General features: G+C 39.7%; 14 protein-coding genes. All 14 read left to right on the plus strand.

Annotated elements, in window-relative coordinates; all coding sequences use genetic code 11:
• Positions 1-3: 3 nt before the first annotated feature.
• Positions 4-2514, plus strand: coding sequence for a DUF5684 domain-containing protein (locus K9L86_01780; protein ID MCF7907591.1), 2511 nt, complete (start codon positions 4-6; stop codon positions 2512-2514).
• Between the two features lie 37 nt (positions 2515-2551).
• Positions 2552-3313, plus strand: coding sequence for a hypothetical protein (locus K9L86_01785; GenBank protein ID MCF7907592.1), 762 nt, complete (start codon positions 2552-2554; stop codon positions 3311-3313).
• Positions 3314-3351: 38 nt separating this feature from the next.
• Positions 3352-5655, plus strand: a complete 2304-nt coding sequence (locus K9L86_01790; protein MCF7907593.1) for a hypothetical protein — start codon at positions 3352-3354, stop codon at positions 5653-5655.
• Positions 5656-5670: 15 nt separating this feature from the next.
• Complete coding sequence (tadA, locus tag K9L86_01795) at positions 5671-7392, plus strand: Flp pilus assembly complex ATPase component TadA (protein ID MCF7907594.1); 1722 nt, start codon at positions 5671-5673, stop codon at positions 7390-7392.
• 40 nt (positions 7393-7432) lie between these two features.
• Positions 7433-8125, plus strand: a complete 693-nt coding sequence (locus K9L86_01800) for a prepilin-type N-terminal cleavage/methylation domain-containing protein (GenBank protein ID MCF7907595.1) — start codon at positions 7433-7435, stop codon at positions 8123-8125.
• A gap of 119 nt (positions 8126-8244) precedes the next feature.
• Complete coding sequence (locus K9L86_01805; protein MCF7907596.1) at positions 8245-8817, plus strand: prepilin-type N-terminal cleavage/methylation domain-containing protein; 573 nt, start codon at positions 8245-8247, stop codon at positions 8815-8817.
• 302 nt (positions 8818-9119) lie between these two features.
• Positions 9120-9704, plus strand: a complete 585-nt coding sequence (locus K9L86_01810) for a type II secretion system GspH family protein (protein MCF7907597.1) — start codon at positions 9120-9122, stop codon at positions 9702-9704.
• Positions 9705-9781: 77 nt separating this feature from the next.
• Positions 9782-10492 carry an ABC transporter ATP-binding protein gene (locus tag K9L86_01815; GenBank protein ID MCF7907598.1) on the plus strand — a complete coding sequence of 237 codons (711 nt, stop codon included), beginning with the start codon at positions 9782-9784 and terminating at the stop codon, positions 10490-10492.
• Positions 10489-11250 (plus strand): hypothetical protein, encoded by a 762-nt coding sequence (locus K9L86_01820; protein MCF7907599.1) that lies wholly within the window; start codon positions 10489-10491, stop codon positions 11248-11250. The genes K9L86_01815 and K9L86_01820 overlap by 4 nt, the downstream gene beginning before the upstream one ends.
• Entirely contained in the window at positions 11208-12119 is a 912-nt protein-coding gene (locus tag K9L86_01825) for a hypothetical protein (GenBank protein MCF7907600.1), read from the plus strand. The genes K9L86_01820 and K9L86_01825 overlap by 43 nt, the downstream gene beginning before the upstream one ends.
• A gap of 1 nt (position 12120) precedes the next feature.
• Positions 12121-12666: a prepilin-type N-terminal cleavage/methylation domain-containing protein gene (locus tag K9L86_01830; GenBank protein ID MCF7907601.1), complete on the plus strand. Its 546-nt coding sequence runs from the start codon at positions 12121-12123 to the stop codon at positions 12664-12666.
• Positions 12663-13202 (plus strand): type II secretion system GspH family protein, encoded by a 540-nt coding sequence (locus tag K9L86_01835; GenBank protein ID MCF7907602.1) that lies wholly within the window; start codon positions 12663-12665, stop codon positions 13200-13202. Before K9L86_01830 ends, K9L86_01835 begins: the two co-directional genes overlap by 4 nt.
• Positions 13202-14473 carry a LamG domain-containing protein gene (locus tag K9L86_01840; protein ID MCF7907603.1) on the plus strand — a complete coding sequence of 424 codons (1272 nt, stop codon included), beginning with the start codon at positions 13202-13204 and terminating at the stop codon, positions 14471-14473. Before K9L86_01835 ends, K9L86_01840 begins: the two co-directional genes overlap by 1 nt.
• The gene (locus tag K9L86_01845) at positions 14466-17411 is read left to right on the plus strand and encodes a LamG domain-containing protein (protein ID MCF7907604.1); all 2946 of its coding nucleotides are present in this window, start codon (positions 14466-14468) and stop codon (positions 17409-17411) included. Before K9L86_01840 ends, K9L86_01845 begins: the two co-directional genes overlap by 8 nt.
• Positions 17412-17426 lie beyond the last annotated feature (15 nt).

Consider the following 17426-nt stretch of genomic DNA (forward strand, 5'->3'; position numbering starts at 1 on the left):
TTCATGAAGATTAAATTAACATTATTCTTGTTGGTTGGGTTAGGGTTGGTTTTACCAGCAGCTTTTGGAGTTGACATATACTATCGAGGAGAAGTGTCTCCTTACCGGATAATTCAGAAATCGGGTTCGGCCTTGTACAATGTCGATTCTTATGCGGTGACTTTTGAAGAGTTGCAGCAAGGTCCTTATGCACATCGAAAGTTAAAGTATACTGAGCAGGTTAAGGACTTGACTGATAGCGCAGTTGAAGGTCGAGTAAGTTATTCGTATTATGGTTTTGCTGATGGTGATTCAGATTCTTTTTGGATTAAATCCTATACTATTCGAGGGGTGCCGTTTAGTTGGAATTCAAAGAAAAAAGAATGGAAGAATGAAGCCCTTCATATTGAAGATAAGTATGCCCGGGAACAAATTTCTTATTCGTTTTTAAATAAATTGGGCGGGGTAGATGCTGGCAGTGTTGATCCTGATAGCCTTAAGCTTGTCACTGAGGAGGAAAAAAACGGAAAGGATTGTTATCTGGTTTCCTATAAGTATCTTTCTAGTATGTTAAAAAGGTACGGGTTAGTTGGAAAGTTGGGCGTGAGACTTTGGGTAGAAAAAGATACCTTTTTGCCAGTTAAAAAGAGGATTGAAGGCAACATAGCCGGTACGAAATATTCGGTAGAGGTTACTTATAGTAGATACGGGGATTATTTTGATTTTAATTTGCCGAGTTATGTTTCTGAAGAGTCGGAGAAGGAGAAAAAGACTCTTGAGTCAAAGGTTGATGAAGTTGCCTCGGCGGTTGCTAGTTTGAGAGGTTGGCAATCCCAAACGATTAAAGATTTTAAAATTGAATTTGCTAAAAAAAATAGAATAAAGGACGAATTGTTAAAAGATTTAAGAGCTAGATACAGCGATCAGGAGCTAACTTATGAAGGCGAGATACTTAAATGGCTGGGGCTTATTCCCGAAGATGCCGATTATCCTGAGCTTGTGTTTGATAGTTCTGATGTTGGCTTTATAGCCGGGGTTTACATCCCGAGTATCAAAACTTTATTTGTTGCTGATGATTTAATTCCGGCTCAGGCTGAACTGACTCTGTTTCATGAGATGGTACATGCTTTTCAGGATAGTAAACTTGATTTTCAAAAACTAAATGAGGCGTTTAAGAGTGACATGAATGCTTATCGAGCTTTTATGTGTTTTATCGAGGGTGAGGCAGCGCTTTTACAGCTAGAGTATCTATTAAGCAAGAGCGATGAGACTTTACAGGATTGGGAGGATATTTCTCGTTTAATTGACGAGAAGGTGGCTCACGGATTTTTACGGGATAAAGTTTTCTATAGTGTGTATGGTTATGGGGCTATGTTTATCCAGGATTACCTAAAACAAAACTCTTGGGATTGGAAGAAATTAGACAATGTTTACCGAAGTTATCCGCAGACCATGGAAGAAATTATGCACCCTGATGAATATAAGATGAAATCTGCCATCAAGGGTATTGCAAAACTAGTTAAAACTGCTCCGGCTATCGGGGAATTACAAATTGACGATTGGGAAAAAGTTTATAGTAACCGGCTTGGAGAGTATCATCTTTTTGTTATGCTTGATGAGGATTTAAGTCGGAAAGAATCTGAGCTAGCTTCGATGGGCTGGAGTAATGATCGGATCGATGTTTACGAGGATTCTGGCCAAGGTCAATTAATAGTTTTACAAACCACTTGGGATAGCCCTAAGGATCAGTCTGAATTCCTTGAAGCTTATCAGAACTGGTTACAGGAAAATGAATTTACCTCAAAACCAGAGGAAACCGGAGAGACGATTTTTTATAAGGAGAAAAATTCACAGATGGTCGGTTGGTGGAGTCAGGGTGGTAATAATAAGGTAACAATCGTTGGAACTCGAGATGTCGATTATGAGATATTTAAGGCTATAGCTGATCAGATTACTTCACCTAAGATTGCCAGACCGGTTCAAAATCAGCAAGCTCAGGGAGACGCTCCACAAGGCGAATTGGTAATTAATCAAGATAAGCCTAGAGAGCAAGGATCTAGCCGAAACTCGATATCGTCTTCAGGTCAAAGCGCCGGGGTTTTAGCTGGTTCAGCAATTATGTTTTTTTTAATGATCGGACTATATGCCTATATGTCATTATCTTTACAGGTTATTGCGAAAAAGACTTCCACTGGCAAGGCGTGGTTGGCTTGGGTTCCGGTTTTGAATATAATTTTAATGTGTAAAATTGCCAAGAAACCAGGCTGGTGGTTGTTATTACTTTTAGTACCCGGACTTAATATTGTTATTTTAATTATAGTCTGCATGAAAATTGCTGAGCGGTTGGGTAAGCCAAGTTGGCTGGGAGTTTTATTAGCTTTATTGGTGCCAATTAACTTATTTATATTAGGGTATTTAGCTTTTTCTAAGCAGAAAACTAAAGCTGCAAAAAAAGAGCTAGCTCAGGAATCAAAAGAACCTTTAGTCGAGGGTACTAAAGAGAAAGATAACGTAGACGAGAGTAATAAGGAATAATCATAATAGGGATTATTTAAAATAAAGCGAGGTGTTTATGAAGTTGTTAAAAGTTATAGTTTTTTGTTTTTTGATTTTAGGTTTAGCGAACATTTCTTATAGTCAAAGTACTCCCGGAAATGACCCGGGTGTTTTGGAAAAGGAGATAACCGAACGTTCAGCCTTGATTGAAATTTCTCGGCTTGAGACAAAGGATCCACTATACTCTATAGAGCTGAGAAATGCTAGTTTAGACGATTTCTTTCGTCTTTTGGCCCATGATTACGATGTTAATATTTTAGTTGACGATCGGGTTGACGGCATAGTGACAGCTAGTTTTACTAATATTTCATTGGATTCGGCTTTAAATAATATTGCTAAAATGCACGGATTAATCCTAGAGAAGGATGATGATGTGATTATGGTTAAGCCTGATTTAATAGATAGGACTATTGTTTTTAAGCATATTGATGCTTCATCATTTCTTGCTGGCGAGGCAGCGACTTCTTTGGGCTCTCAAAGCACTGATGGGGCAAGCGTAACGAGTTCAACCAGCACCTCTGAAGGGAGCGGTTTAGCAACAGTTTATGATCTTTTGTCGGATATCGGACAGATTTTGCTTGGTAAACAGAGAAATTTAATAGTAGTTACCGATTATCCTGAAAATGTCGAAAAAGTAGAAAACTTTGCTAAGGCGGTTGATGGAAAAATGGCCAGCAGAGTATTTAAGCTAAAATTTATAAGTTCCCAACGGCTTGCAACTGAAATGGAAGATGAAACTACTGATGCTGATGAGTGGAACCTAGACACAACACAGTAGGAGATAGAAATAAATAAAGATTAGCAAGGAGGTAAATAATGTTAGGGGTAAAAGGAAGCGGCGGCCGAATAGGCAAGTGTTTAATTGGATTTTTTTTAATTTTATATTTTGCTCATCCGGGCTATGCTCAGAGCATATCTAATATGAAATCATTGCTTTCTGAGCAGGGTCAGATTCTTTTTGGTGATGAGCCAAATTCGGTTCTGATTGTTGACTATCCGGAGAATATTGAAAGAATTGATGAATATCTTCAGATGGTTGATGTTGAGCCCCAACAAGTACATATAGAGGCCAGGGTGGTTGAAGTTAAGCTTCAAGGCGAAACCAGCCTGGGTATTGACTGGACGGCCTTTGCTAATAGCGGCGGCTTAAATTTTGGCAATTTCGATATGTTTTCTGGTACTGCCGCAAGCGGTATTACAACTGCTGGAGTAACTGACTATACTCAGATTTTAAATCCGCCAATAACCGGCAGTAGCGCTGATACAAATCCTTTTGCCCTTACCCTTTCCCATAATAATATTGATGTGGTTATGAGAGCTTTAGCTAATGATTATGATACTGATATTCTTTCTGCACCGAGCATCACAACGATTAATAATCATACCGCTACGATTAAGATGATTGATATTTACCCTTGGGCTGAGCCGACTGTTACGACTGTAGAAAACAGCAATCCGGAAATTAGCTATGAGATGAATTTTGAAGAAGCCGGTATTGTTTTGCAGGTTACTCCGATAATTAGTGAAAATGGAAAAGTTGTTTTGGATCTTCAGCCGGAAATTAGCGAGAAGACAGATGATTACTCGGTAACAATAGATCCCGGAGGCGGAAGCCAAACGATTACCTATACGGTTCCGATCATTGAAACACGTCAGACTAAGACTAAGGTAGTAGTTAATAGTGGAGAGACCCTAATTATCGGTGGTCTAATCAAGAATAAGGAAATAGAGTCAGAGATAAAAATACCGCTATTAGGAGATATTCCTTATCTTGGATATTTGTTTAAAAGTCAACGAAAGACTATGGATAAAAAGGAATTAGTCATATTTGTATCACCTACAATTATTAGAGCTCCAGAAATGGCCTATAGTGGAAAACTAGAGCGGAAGATTCGTAAAGACGTAGAAGGGAGTGAAAGCAAATTAGAGATGGTTCCAATGAAAGAGGTTGGACCAAGGCAGGAAGCTAAAGATGCCGCTCGGGCTGCGGCTGAAAAGATGGAGCAGGATCTCAGAGCAGAAATGATTAGGCAAGAAGAAGAAGCCAAGGCAGAGCGAATTAGAAAAAAAGAGGAAGCAGTAAAGAGGAAAGTAAATAATCTCTATGCTCAAGCAGTTTCTGCCTATGCTGATGGAAATCTTGAAAAGGCAAAGAATTTTTTTCAGGAAGTATTGCGTTATGACCCAGAGCACAAAGGATCATTGAGGTTTTTGGAAACAAAAATACCGGAAGGTTTTAAAGAGAGAAAAGTCTATAAACAGACGGCGCAACCAGCTCGAAAAGTAAAAGTAAAACCAACTAAGGTAAAAGGTAATGAGCTTGAAACTAAGGATAAAGAAAGAGCGATCAACAAAAAAGAAGAGGCAAGGGTTGACCAAGAAAGAAAAAACTTTCAAGCTACGATTGAGAAGCAAAAGGTAATGATCCGTCAAGAAGAGAAGGATAAGCAAGTAGCACTAAAAAAACAAGCTGCAAGCATCTATAGTGATGCAATTTCTTTATACCGAAGCAAAAACTATAGTGAAGCACAAGTGAAATTCCAGGAGGTCGAGAGTATTCTTCCGGGATATAGTCGAACCGAGTATTACCTTAAGAATATTCCTAGATTACTTGAGGAGCAGGTCAATCAAAAAGAGGCAGCAGTCGAAGCTAAGCGAAAAAAAGATGAACAGCTAAAGGCTAAAAATCTTTATTCGGCGGCAGTTTCTTTGTATCGAGAGAAACAGTATGAGGCAGCCTATGCAAAATTTCAGAAGCTGGCTGCTTTTAGTCCTGGCTATAGTAACAGTGATAGCTATTTAGCTAAGATTCCTGGATTGATTGAGTCGGATAAGCGCATAAAGAGAGCTAAAGAGGCTAGGGAGAGAGAGTTAGCCATAGATGCTCAGACTAAGGATTATTATAATGTGGCCATTTCTTTATATAAGGTTAAAAAATATAAAGAAGCTCTCACTAAGTTCCAAGAAGTTCAAAAATTAATGCCTGGTTATCGAGAAACAACATATTATTTGAATAAAATCCCCGAAATTATTAAGCGGCATGAGCGTACTAATCAGTTGCGTTACAAAAAAGACCGCCAACAGACGATTAAGGAGATGCTTGACGCTTCTGAGCGATGAGGAGATAATTAGATTATGCCAGAACAACCACCACAACCAGCTGTACCCGGAAAACCACCCGGCAAAGAAGCTCAATCAAGGAAAAAGCTTGGTGAAATTCTGATTGGGCAAAAGGTGATTACCGATGATATTTTGCGTCAGGCTTTGTCTGATCAGAAAGTAACCCATCAACGTTTAGGTGAAATTCTGATTGAGCGTGGTTGGGTCAGGGCTGAGGAAATTAATATTGCCTTAGCTCATCAGATGGAGATTGAAACTGTAAGTTTATCCGATTACGTGATTGATCCTCAAATATTGTCAATGGTAACCGAAGAGGAAGCGAGAAAGCATAAATTAATGCCGTTGTTTAAAACCGGAAATTCCTTGTCGGTTGCAATGGCTAACCCGAATGATGTGGTTGCTATTGACCAGCTTAGACGCCAAACTAGTTTTCAAATAAATCCTTTGGCGGCAACCGAAGGCGATATTTTTTGGGCCATTGAACAGCACTATCAATCTTCCGGATCAGTCGATACAATGCTGGCTGGTCTTGATATCGAGAAATTGCAGAAAGGTGATTCAAAGCAGGAAATGGCAATTTTAAAGTTAGTTAACATGTTGATTACTCATGCGGTTCATGAGAAAATTTCTGATATTCATATTGAGCCGGAAAAAAATACGGTTAATATTCGTTATCGTTTAGATGGGATGTTACATAAGCAATATGTTTTACCTAAAACTCTCCAGGGAGCAGTTACTTCACGAATTAAAATTTTATCGAATCTTGATATTTCTGAGAAACGTCTTCCTCAGGATGGAAGAATCCGAATGCGGGTTGAAGGAAGGGATATAGATTTTAGAGTTTCAACTTGTCCTACGGTTTCCGGAGAAAATACTGTTTTGCGGGTACTTGACAAAAGTGGCCTGTCTTTAAGCTTGGAGGCTTTGGGTTTTCCGGGAAATGATCTTGAGCGGTTCAAGAAAATGTTTACCTCTCCTTACGGGATAATTTTAGTAACCGGACCTACTGGTTCAGGAAAAACTACTACTCTTTATTCTGTGCTCCAACAATTAAATAATGAAGATGTTAATGTCATGACCGTTGAAGATCCGGTTGAATATCAGTTTCATGGTATGCGGCAAGTGAGCGTAAACTCAGCAATTGGACTTACCTTTGCTGGTGCTTTGAGAAGTTTTTTGCGGCAAGATCCAGATATTATCATGGTTGGAGAAATTCGTGATCTTGAGACTGCTGAAATTGCTGTTCAGGCTGCCCTAACTGGACATTTAGTTTTATCGACCTTGCACACCAATGATTCACCTTCGGCTTTTAGCCGTTTGGTTGAGATGGGGGTTGAGCCATTCTTAGTATCTAGTTCTCTTTTAGGTGTTTTAGCCCAGCGCTTGGTGCGAAAGGTTTGCGATAAGTGTAAAGAAGAGTATGAGCCTGATGAAACCTTAATTAAAACTTTACGTCTTGAAGGTCAAATTAAACCCGGTCAGAAATTTGCTCGGGCCGTAGGCTGTAAGATTTGCAATAAGACCGGTTATAAGGGGCGCTTAGGTATTTATGAGCTTTTAGATAATACACCGGCCCTTCAACCTTTGGTGCTTAGCCGAGCTCCAGCTAATGAAATAAGGGCTACTGCCGCCAAGGAAGGGTTAATTAGCTTAAGGGAGGCGGCCCTAGAGAAGCTTTTAGCTGGTCTAATTACGGTTGAGGAAATTTACCGGGTTACTCAAGAGGTTGAAGGATAAATAAAAGTGTGGTAAACTAAAATCAGGGCAAGGAGAATACATGTTTTATAGTAAATTTGATAAAAAAAGGTTAGGTTTCACTTTAATTGAATTGTCGGTAGTTATTGCAATAATTACGATTCTGGCTACGATTTCTATTCCGAATGTCCGGCTTTACCTAAAAAAAGCCCGCGACTCAAAACGTATCTCCGATATTCAGGTTTTGGCTTTGGCTTTTGAAAGTTTTTATGATGACAATGGCCACTACCCAGGTGTTACCGATAGTGCTCTTATAACTGGTGGTGGTGAATGCCTTGGTATTGTTGGTAGAGGAATAGTGCCGACGAGTGGTGGTTGTGTGAATTCTGGTGCTGAGGTTCGTAATGATGGCGGGGTAGATGTACTGCTGAGAACCTACATCCATGGTCCGGTTCCGCATGATCCGTCATTTGATAATAATCCTAATTACTTTTATTATACTTATGATCCTATCCATGCCTATGAAATGCCGACTTCGGTCAATTGGATTATAACTGAACCTCCGACTTATCCCACTCCGATGGCTAATTGTGTTGGTCCGATGTATCCGCATGCTGGGAATCCAGGGGGAGATAATCTTACTGCTGTTCTAGCGGTAAATCGATTTGAAACGAATACTATCGATCGCCATCGGGACGTTTGTTCTGACGGCGACCTATTGCAAAATCAATCTGACTATAATATTGCTTTTTCTGAAGTTGGTTTTGGTTTTTAATATTGCAATAAAATAAGTTGTTCTTTTTTATTATTTTTGTTATACTTCTATTGTAGGAAGTTAAAAATAGATAGGTGCTTTTTTTATTTTGTAGGGACAAACCAAAAGGAGGTGCAAAAATGCGCAAAGGTTTTACCCTTATTGAGTTGATTGTTGTTATAGCTATTATTGCTATTTTAGCAGCAATTATCGCTCCCAATGCCTTTAAGGCAATTGAAAAGGCTAGTCGCTCAGCAACCATAGGTGATTTTAGAGCAATTAAGACTGCTGCTATGTCTCTCTATGCTGATACTGGCATTTGGCCAATTAGTGGTTGTGATGCGGTTTTTATGTCTAACAGACTCAGCGCTACTAGTTGTGCAGTTGCTACGGCTGCTAGCAGTATTTCTGGTTGGGATGGACCATATCTAGAACAGTGGCCGTCAAGAACCCGTTGGGGTGGAATTTACAACATCACCAATAATGATGACATTCTGTGGAGTGGATCTGATAATACTGCCACAGCTGCCGATGTACAAGATTTGGGAAGATATCTTACTATGAATGGTACACCAGTAGACGTGCTTGCAAGATTGGATACACAGATCGATGGTGAGCCATCTGGTACTAACCTTGGTAATCTAACTGGACAACATCGTTACTCTACTAATGAGTACATGTTAATTTCAACTGATGCAGCAGTTCTAAACTAAGGTAATTTTAGTTTACATTATAAAGCCCCCTCAAAAGAGGGGGCTTTATTTTTTCAGTGACAACAATTCAGTACTAAGCCACATTTAATCCCTCGCAGAAATCCCCGGGCTTTAGCCCGAGGGATGAATGTACATTGTTTTCTGTTCGGGAGGAAGCCTCGGTCTTTAGACCGAGGAGCTTCACTTTAGATTCAATTACCAAATGTAGTTGTTTTATTTAATATTTAGTTTATAATATATATGGATAGATAATTTTATGAGTTGAGTTATCGAAAGCATTAAGTATCTTTAGGAGGTGTAGGATGAGAAAAGGTTTTACTCTTATTGAAATGGTGGTGGTTATTGCTATTATTACTGTTTTAGCTGGTATTATTACGCCTAATGCTTTGAAGGTTATTGACAATGCTAATCGTTCAGCAACTGTTGCTGATTGGCAGGCAATAAAAACTTCAACTATCGCCTTTGAAAATGATACTGGTGTTTTTCCGAGGGATAATTGTCACGGCGCACTTTCGATTAACACTGATTGCGTTGGCGGTAGTTATGCTGGCTGGGCTGGGCCTTACATTGAGAGATGGCCGGCAAGGAATCGTTGGGGTGGAAGTTATGTTCTTAGAGTCGGTAATTTTATTACTTGGTCAGATGCTGATAGTAATATCAATTCTAATCCAAGTATCCCTGATTCAGCCTTTATTACTTTGGACGATATACCACTAAGCATTAGAATACTTATGGAAGAGAGTCTTGACGGCGTATCGACCGCAGGTGTAGGGTGTGGTAATGGTAATACCGTTGGTCATCTTTGTGGTGAATTTCGTTGGAGCACCGCTGAAACCGGAAATAGCTATTTATTGGTTGCTACCGACGAAATACTTCGTCAAAATTAACTTATTCTGTTGACCAGTTAACTGGTTTTCGTTATAATATTTCTAGTACTATAGATAATTAGGTTTAACTAACAATCATGACTTCATTACTTTCATTGTCGGGAATTTCGAAAAAATTTAAAAAAACGGAAGTATTAAAAGGTATTAATCTCAAAATACAAAAGGGTGAGATTTTTGGCCTTTTGGGAATTAATGGTGCCGGAAAAACAACCCTCATTCGTTCAATTTTAGGGCTATTAAAGGTTGATACCGGTGAGATTTATTTTAAAGACAAAATTTGCCAGCCGGAAGACATACAGAAAAATTTCGGTTTTTTGCCGGAAAATTTCCTACCCCCAAAAAACCTTAAAGGTTTTGAGTTCCTTAAAATTTTAGGTTCTGGGTTTAACTTAAAATCATCAGATATTGAGTCATTACTTGATCTGGTTGGTTTAGCTAAGCATGGCCGCAAGTTTATTCGGGCCTATTCGCGAGGAATGATTCAGCGTTTAGGTTTGGCAACTTGCCTGCTTAAAGATCCGGAAGTGATTATTTTGGATGAGCCAACTTTGGGGTTAGACCCTTTAGGTCAAAAACAAGTTTTAAAAATAATTGTTGATCTTAACCAAAAGGGTAAAACAATATTCTTTTCATCGCATATTCTTTCGCAGATGGAGCAGTTAAAAGCACATATTGCAATTCTTAACTCGGGGGTTATTACTTGCTCTACCGGGGTTTCTGAAATTCTAGCCAAGCATAAGGCATCTTCTTTGGAAGAAGCTTTTTTAAAAGAGGTTGAGTCAAGATGAAAAAGTTTTTGTCAGTAGCTTTTCTTAATTTTAAAGAAGCAGTACGGGATAAGTTTTTTTTAGGTGTAGTTTTCTTTTTTATTTTCTATCTTTTATTTTGTATTTTTCTCGGGAAGCTGTCGGTTGGGCATGTTGATCGAGTTTTGCGTGATGCCGGTCTGGTTGGTATTGAGTTGACAGCGATAATTCTAATAATTTTTAGTTTTACTTTTAGTTTTTTTCGTGAAAAAGAGAACCGGATTTTTGAAGTTTATCTTTCGAATTTTTCGCCTAGTGTTTGTCTCGGTGGAAAAATATTTGGCTATATTTTGCTCTCAGGGTTATATCTTATTTTATCCGGCCTAGGTTTCGCCTGTCTTCTTTATTTAAACAAGGCCTTTAATTGGGCAGTTCTAGTTGCTTTGTATCCGATATTTTTAAAGATAGTTGTGGTTATCTTTTTTGCTTCCTTATTTTCAACTTTGTTTTCATCAGCGACTACATCATTGCTTTCTTTATTGTTTGTTTATACTGCAGCCGAGCTCTTACCTTCGGCCTTGGCCATTGTTAAGGCTTACGGAAGCCAAATTCAGAAAGTTATGATGAAGGGTATTTATCTTTTCCTTCCTAATATGGATAAGTTAGATATAAAGTCACTTGCTGTGTATGGAAAACTCCCCTCCCTGACTAACCTTTTGGGCGTTAGTTTGTATATAGGAGTATACTGTTTATTTCTATGGCTAATAAACTTATTCATTTTTCACAAAAAGGAATATTAACTTGTCTTCTCTTTAGCTTTTGTCTTGTGGCTATTCCTTTTTTGTCCTCGAGTTTACAAACCGCAACTCCGGCGATTGAAGAGCGTATTCTTTTTGTGCCTCCGGCTGAGTTTTTGAGGAGTATTAAAGGCGGATTTAAAAATATAATTGCTGATACTTACTATATTCGTGGAGTTTTAGCAATTAGCGATGAATTTAAAAGTAGGAAAGAAAGAATTAAGTGGGTTCAAGAAGTTTTTAAGGCTGCGGTTTTGCTTGATCCGGATATGCTTCAAGCTTACTTTTTTGCCGGATCAGCAATAGTAAATAGCAAAGAAGAGATAAAGCAAGGTAATGAATTTTTGAAGTTTGGCCTTACTCAAAGTCCGAGTTATTGGCAAATACCTTACTGGATTGGCTTTAATTATTATCTTTTGGATGATTATCTTTCTGCGGCTGAGTTTTATCGTAAGGCTTCACTTTTCCCCGAAGCACCTAATTATTTAAAGAGTAATCAGCCGATGCTTTATTATCGAGCCGGTGAAGTGCGCTTGGGATTGATGTATCTAGAAGGTTTGCTTGAGTCAGTCAGCGATCCGGATCAGTTAAAATGGTTGAAGCTTAAAATCGAGTGGTTGAAGAATATGGTTGTTTTGCAGGATAAAGTTGAGCAGTTTAAGGATCGCTATCAGCGTCTCCCGAATAATTTAGCTGAGTTGGTTGATCGGAATTTTATCTCGGAGATACCTAATGATCCTTTTGGTGGAGGCTATTATCTTGGCACTGAGTCAGGGAAGATAAGAAGTAGGTTCGGTAAGAGAGTTGAGGCTGACACCAAGGAAACTGATCCAATTGAGCCAAAGAAAAGTTGTTCGAGCTGTAAAAAATAAAATGGATGATAACCATAAAATGTTAAAGCGAACTAATTTTTTATCAGGATTTAGTTTAGTTGAAATTGTAGTGGTTGTGGCGATTATTGCTTTGGTTTCAGTGACGGTCGGAGTTTCTTTGTCGACCCTTGCACCGCGTGAGTTAGAAAATGAAGTTCAGAAGTTAACCGGTGACCTAGCTTGGGCTAAGTCGATGTCAATTTCAACCCACTTTCATTACAAGGTTGATTTTGATATTAATTCTGACAATGCTATTACTTTTGCCGATAATGTTACCTACATTATATATACCATTGATCCTGACGATCTTACAGTACCTCCGGTAGAGACAGTGGTAAAAAGAAGGATTTTGTCCGTTGATCGGATCACCTTAATTCCTGGTCTTGGCGGACCGGTTACTTTGCTTAATTTATCTTTTATGACTCCTCAAGGTAATCTTAATACTACGATTAGCGATCCGGTAACCATTCAATTGCAAAAGGGTAGTGCTGTAGCAAATGTAACTATTCGTAACTTAACCGGTCATATAAGCTGGGAGCGACTATGATTAAATCTTTTAGAAAAGCCTTTAGCCTTATTGAAATTGCAGTAACTATAACTGTTTTAGGATTAGTTATCGCCGGTATTGTTCCGATGGTTAGTAGTGCGTTTCAAAGAATCCATAACTCAAACCGAAAATCAATGGCCTACCGTTTAGCCCAGGAAATGATTGAAGAGCTACAAGCGACTAATTTGACTGATAATTTTTATGCTAATCTTTACACAAATCAAACTGCCGGTATTTGGATAACTACCCCTGGTTTAGTTGAGCTTGGGTCGGCAACTATTAATGGTAACGCAACTTATGGTGATCTAGGCTTTGATCCTAATCCGATTAACACCACTGATCAATATGATTATTTTAGGCGCTTGGTTCAAGGTTCTTGGGATCTTGATGCTGATTTGGTTGATCCAGTTGACGGCGATCCTGATGATCTTCCTGGTGAACTGGCGCGTGTCCGGGTGACTGTAGCTTGGGATTTCAATCAAGATGGTGCAGACGATGATTCCATAACGGTTACGACTCAAAAGTCAGTGTATTAATGAACAGACTAAACAGAAAAAAGGTTTCGATAACTTTAATTGAAGCAGTTACGGTTATAACTATTTTTGCGGTAATTGCTGTGACAGCCGGTTCTATTTTATTTACTACTGGTCGCTCAGGAGCAAAGCTGTCTGATGAGATTGAAACCAGCCGAAACGCTAACTGGGCCATTGAATACATGGTTAATGAGGCTCGTTGGGGGGTTAATTTTACGGTTAGTCCTGCTCCTTTTGCTAATTTTGATCTGGTTACCTTTGAAAGTGACATTGATCATGATGGAATAGACGCGGCCGATCTTTGTGCTGATAACCCTTATGTTTGGTACTGGAGAGGGTTTACTACTACGGCTATTCCGATTACTGCTTATGGGGACAATACGACTTTATATCGCGGAGTTGATAATACTTGCAATGTTGATTTTGAAACTTCTTTTCAGGTGGCAAATACTACTCGACAGGAGTTGACTACTTTTTTAGTTGATAACCCGGTAGATCCCGATAATTCGCCTAATCTTCTAGAGATGTTTAAATATTGTATCGGTCGACAACAATTTATGACTATTCTTACTACCCAGAGTTCCCCATCCGACAATAGCCAGGTTTTAAGAGCCCAGACAACAGCTTTAAATGATGTAATTGATTTCTCTCAAGGGTTAGTTGCCGATTATCCTTTTGAAGGTGATGCTAATGATTTAAGTGGATCTTTAAATCACGGAACCGAAGGCGGAGATATTGCTTATATTACTGGTCAAATTGGTCAGGCTAAAATTTTCGATGGAACTGGAGACTATGTAAGTGTAGCTGATTCTTCTGCTTTGAGGATAAGCCATTACACTGTATCGATATGGATAAGACCAAATGGGGTACCGAGTGAAGTTTGGAAGGGGATCGTTGGAAAGCCTGGAAGGAATTATAACATTTGGCTCCATAATTCAGGCCTGATTCATCATCGATTCCACAATGCCGCAAGTACAAATGCAGGAGTGCCAAATACTCCTGCTGGTTCGATAGCTTGGAATGAATGGAATCATGTTGTAATTACTAATGATGGTACTACAGCCCGGACATATATAAATGGAGTAGAAAGGGCCAGTGGGTCATCTGGCGGAGATCAGATAATCGATAATACAATGCTATACGTAGGTAGGAGCTTAGATGGCGGAGCAGGTAATTATTTCAACGGTCAAATTGATGATCTTAAAATTTGGGATTGGGGTTTAGGGCCTTTGGAAGTTAGAGCTTTATATGAGCAGGGAGCTGGTTGTGATTAACCAAGGGGTATTTATTAAGGGTAATTGTAAAAAAGCTCAGACTTTGCTTTATGTTGGTTTTGTTTTTTTGATCGTTGCCATGATTGCGGCCTTAGTAATGACCAGCACAACAAATAAGCTGAAAGTCTCTCGACAGCAAGGAAAAGGGGCTGAAGCTTATCAGTTAGCTCAGGCTGGTCTTGAATTGGCTAAGGTTGGCTTGAACTCTGATTGGAACAATTGGACCATGGACATTGGCGATGACAATATTCATCATCGTGGTGAAGTTGGTCTCGATGAAACTAAAACTCTTGGCGAGGGGCAATATTGGGTTCGTGTAGAAGACGTGGGCACTAAGGGAGTGAGGCTAATCTCACACGGGTGGTTTGGCGACAGTCATCGAATAGTTGTTTTAGAGCTTGAAAACCAGGCTGCTGCGGCATCGTCAGCTGGTCTGGTTGCTTATTATAAATTTGAAAATAATGTTATTGATGAAACCGGAAACAACAATGGAGTAAATCAAGGGGCTACCTTTGTTAGTGGTCAAATTAATCAGGCAGCCAGCTTTGACGGATCTAATGACTATGTAGACGTAGCTAATGACCCGACCATAACGACTTTGTCGGCTTTGACTATATCCTCATGGATATATCCAGTGGCTGGAATAGCTGATTATGATATTATTGTAAATAAAGAAAATGAATATGAGACTGCCTGGAGTTCTAACGGACTAAGAAGTGCAATTCGGACCGATACCAACGGTTGGTGGTGGACTGCTGGTACTGGTGCCGGTCACCTACCGCTTAATCAATGGACTCATGTAGTTACTACTTGGGATGGGGCACAGATAAAAGAATATATTAACGGAGTACTACAGTTGACGAGTAACCAATCTGGAAATACCACTCGTGACTCTGGGTCTCCGTTGAGAATCGGGCGTCGAAGTTCTGCCGCACCGACTTATCATTGGCGGGGTTCTATTGATGAAGTTAAGATTTGGAATCGGGCATTAAGCTCCCGGGAAATTAGCGAGTTATTTTTTGAACAAGGCGGTCAAGCAGCTGGCTTAGTTGTTGACTATCCCTTTGAGGGTAGTGCTACTGATGCTAGTCCTAATGGTGGCCACGATGGGACAGTAATCGGAGCTACATTCACTAACGGTAAATGTAGTCAGGCGGCTAGTCTTGATGGTAATGATTATATTTCAATTTCAGATGCTCTTGATTTAAGATTCGGCTTGCGACATAGTTTTGGCGGTTGGATTTATGCAACTGCAGATCCCGGTGACTGGGCAAGGATTATTGGTAAAGGCAGTTCAGGTGCTAGGAACTATGGTTTGTGGAGATTCACCAGCGGTGGCATGCTCTGTCAGTGGTTGATGCCAGGATGGTGGTGCAATTGTTGGACTAATGCCGGAGCAACGATCATTCCTTATAATCAATGGCATCATGCGATGTGTGTTTTTGATTATCCTTGGGCTAGGTTGTATGTTGATGGACAAGAAGTACATAGTTGTAACTGCGCTGGTACTCCGGTTACCAGTGCTGACCCGTTGACAGTAGGTTATGCTGGGTATCATCAGTACTTTCGAGGTTCAATTGATCAAGTTAAACTTTATGATCGGGCTTTATCTGGTGCTGAAGTTCAGGCATTGGTTGATCAGGACAATAGCTGTGAGGCCGGCGATGGTCTAGTTGCCTACTACCCTTTTGACGGTAATACCAGTGATTTAAGCGGTGCTGGAAATGACGGTACTCCACAAAACGGTGCTTCCTTTGTTGCTGGTAAGGTAAATCAGGCGGTTAGCCTAGATGGCAACAATGATTATGTGAGTGTGAATAATTTTGGTTCTTTTGCTACGATGACAGTGTCGGCTTGGATTTATCGGACTTCGGCTACTGCTACTCGAGAAAGCATAGTTTCTTACAAGGAAGGGGATGGGGTAAGTCAAGGTTTTGTGCTTTGTTTGAACGAAAACGGCTCCAGTCAATATCCGCGAATCTATGTTCAGGTCAATGGTGTTTGGCGAGCAGTCGAGCAGGCCGTGGCGATACCTCTGAATACTTGGGTTCATTTGGCAGCTTCTTATGATGGTTCGTCGATAGTACTTTATCGAAACGGAGCTCAAGTTGCTTCCGGAAATTATGCTGGGAGTATGACCAATACCGGATCACAAACAACTGGTATCGGTACCCGGGCCAGTTTGAATACGCATTATTTCCCTGGCCAAATTGATGAAGTTAAAATTTGGAGTTTGGCTTTAGACGCTGATGAAATTAAAGCCGAATTTATTGCTGGAAATAACGGCCCGATTGCTTACTATCCTTTTGAAGATAACTGGGATGATTTAAGCGGAATTGGAAATCATGGAACTCCGGTAGGAAATCCATCTTTTGCTGTTGGAAAAATCGGCCGGGCAGCTGATCTAGACGGAAATGACTATATTAATTTAGGAGTGGCTAACGAACTTAACCTCACTGATAATTTTACGGTTTCAGCTTGGTTCAATGCTCGTCAATTTAGTAATTATGGTACGATTATTAGTCGTCAGACTTATCCTTATAATGGTGGCTGGGGGTTGGTTGAAGGCAGCGCCATATTTTCTTTTATTGCTTTCCAGGGTGCCTCTTATCAATATTTATATGTTAATGCTAATCCACCAGTTAATGAATGGCATCATTTAGCGGTTGTCGTACACAATGGAACGCGCTATACTTATTTAGATGGCGTTCAGCAGTCAGCAACCGATACTTTTCCTCCGACACAAAATCCTGGTGCCCAGGCTGTAATTGGACGTTTTTATAGCAACTATAATAATTATTATTTCAACGGTTTAATTGATGAAGTTAAAGTATGGAATCGGGCTCTTTCGGTTAGTGAAATTATCGAGTTAGCTTCAGCGTCGCAAGCTACAACAACTGGCATCAAACCAGTATCTGGAACTTGGGGGGAAAGGTAAAAGTAAATTTTATTT

This window comes from Candidatus Omnitrophota bacterium, assembly GCA_021735655.1.
GTDB lineage: Bacteria > Omnitrophota > Gorgyraeia > Duberdicusellales > 4484-171 > JAHKAJ01.

Coding starts and splice junctions, on each gene's coding strand:
- K9L86_01830 (MCF7907601.1), top strand. CDS start 12,121: ATGGATGATAACCATAAAATGTTAAAGCGAACTAATTTTTTATCAGGA.
- K9L86_01840 (MCF7907603.1), top strand. CDS start 13,202: ATGAACAGACTAAACAGAAAAAAGGTTTCGATAACTTTAATTGAAGCA.
- K9L86_01780 (MCF7907591.1), top strand. CDS start 4: ATGAAGATTAAATTAACATTATTCTTGTTGGTTGGGTTAGGGTTGGTT.
- K9L86_01790 (MCF7907593.1), top strand. CDS start 3,352: ATGTTAGGGGTAAAAGGAAGCGGCGGCCGAATAGGCAAGTGTTTAATT.
- K9L86_01815 (MCF7907598.1), top strand. CDS start 9,782: ATGACTTCATTACTTTCATTGTCGGGAATTTCGAAAAAATTTAAAAAA.
- K9L86_01805 (MCF7907596.1), top strand. CDS start 8,245: ATGCGCAAAGGTTTTACCCTTATTGAGTTGATTGTTGTTATAGCTATT.
- K9L86_01825 (MCF7907600.1), top strand. CDS start 11,208: ATGGCTAATAAACTTATTCATTTTTCACAAAAAGGAATATTAACTTGT.
- K9L86_01835 (MCF7907602.1), top strand. CDS start 12,663: ATGATTAAATCTTTTAGAAAAGCCTTTAGCCTTATTGAAATTGCAGTA.
- K9L86_01820 (MCF7907599.1), top strand. CDS start 10,489: ATGAAAAAGTTTTTGTCAGTAGCTTTTCTTAATTTTAAAGAAGCAGTA.
- tadA (MCF7907594.1), top strand. CDS start 5,671: ATGCCAGAACAACCACCACAACCAGCTGTACCCGGAAAACCACCCGGC.
- K9L86_01800 (MCF7907595.1), top strand. CDS start 7,433: ATGTTTTATAGTAAATTTGATAAAAAAAGGTTAGGTTTCACTTTAATT.
- K9L86_01785 (MCF7907592.1), top strand. CDS start 2,552: ATGAAGTTGTTAAAAGTTATAGTTTTTTGTTTTTTGATTTTAGGTTTA.
- K9L86_01810 (MCF7907597.1), top strand. CDS start 9,120: ATGAGAAAAGGTTTTACTCTTATTGAAATGGTGGTGGTTATTGCTATT.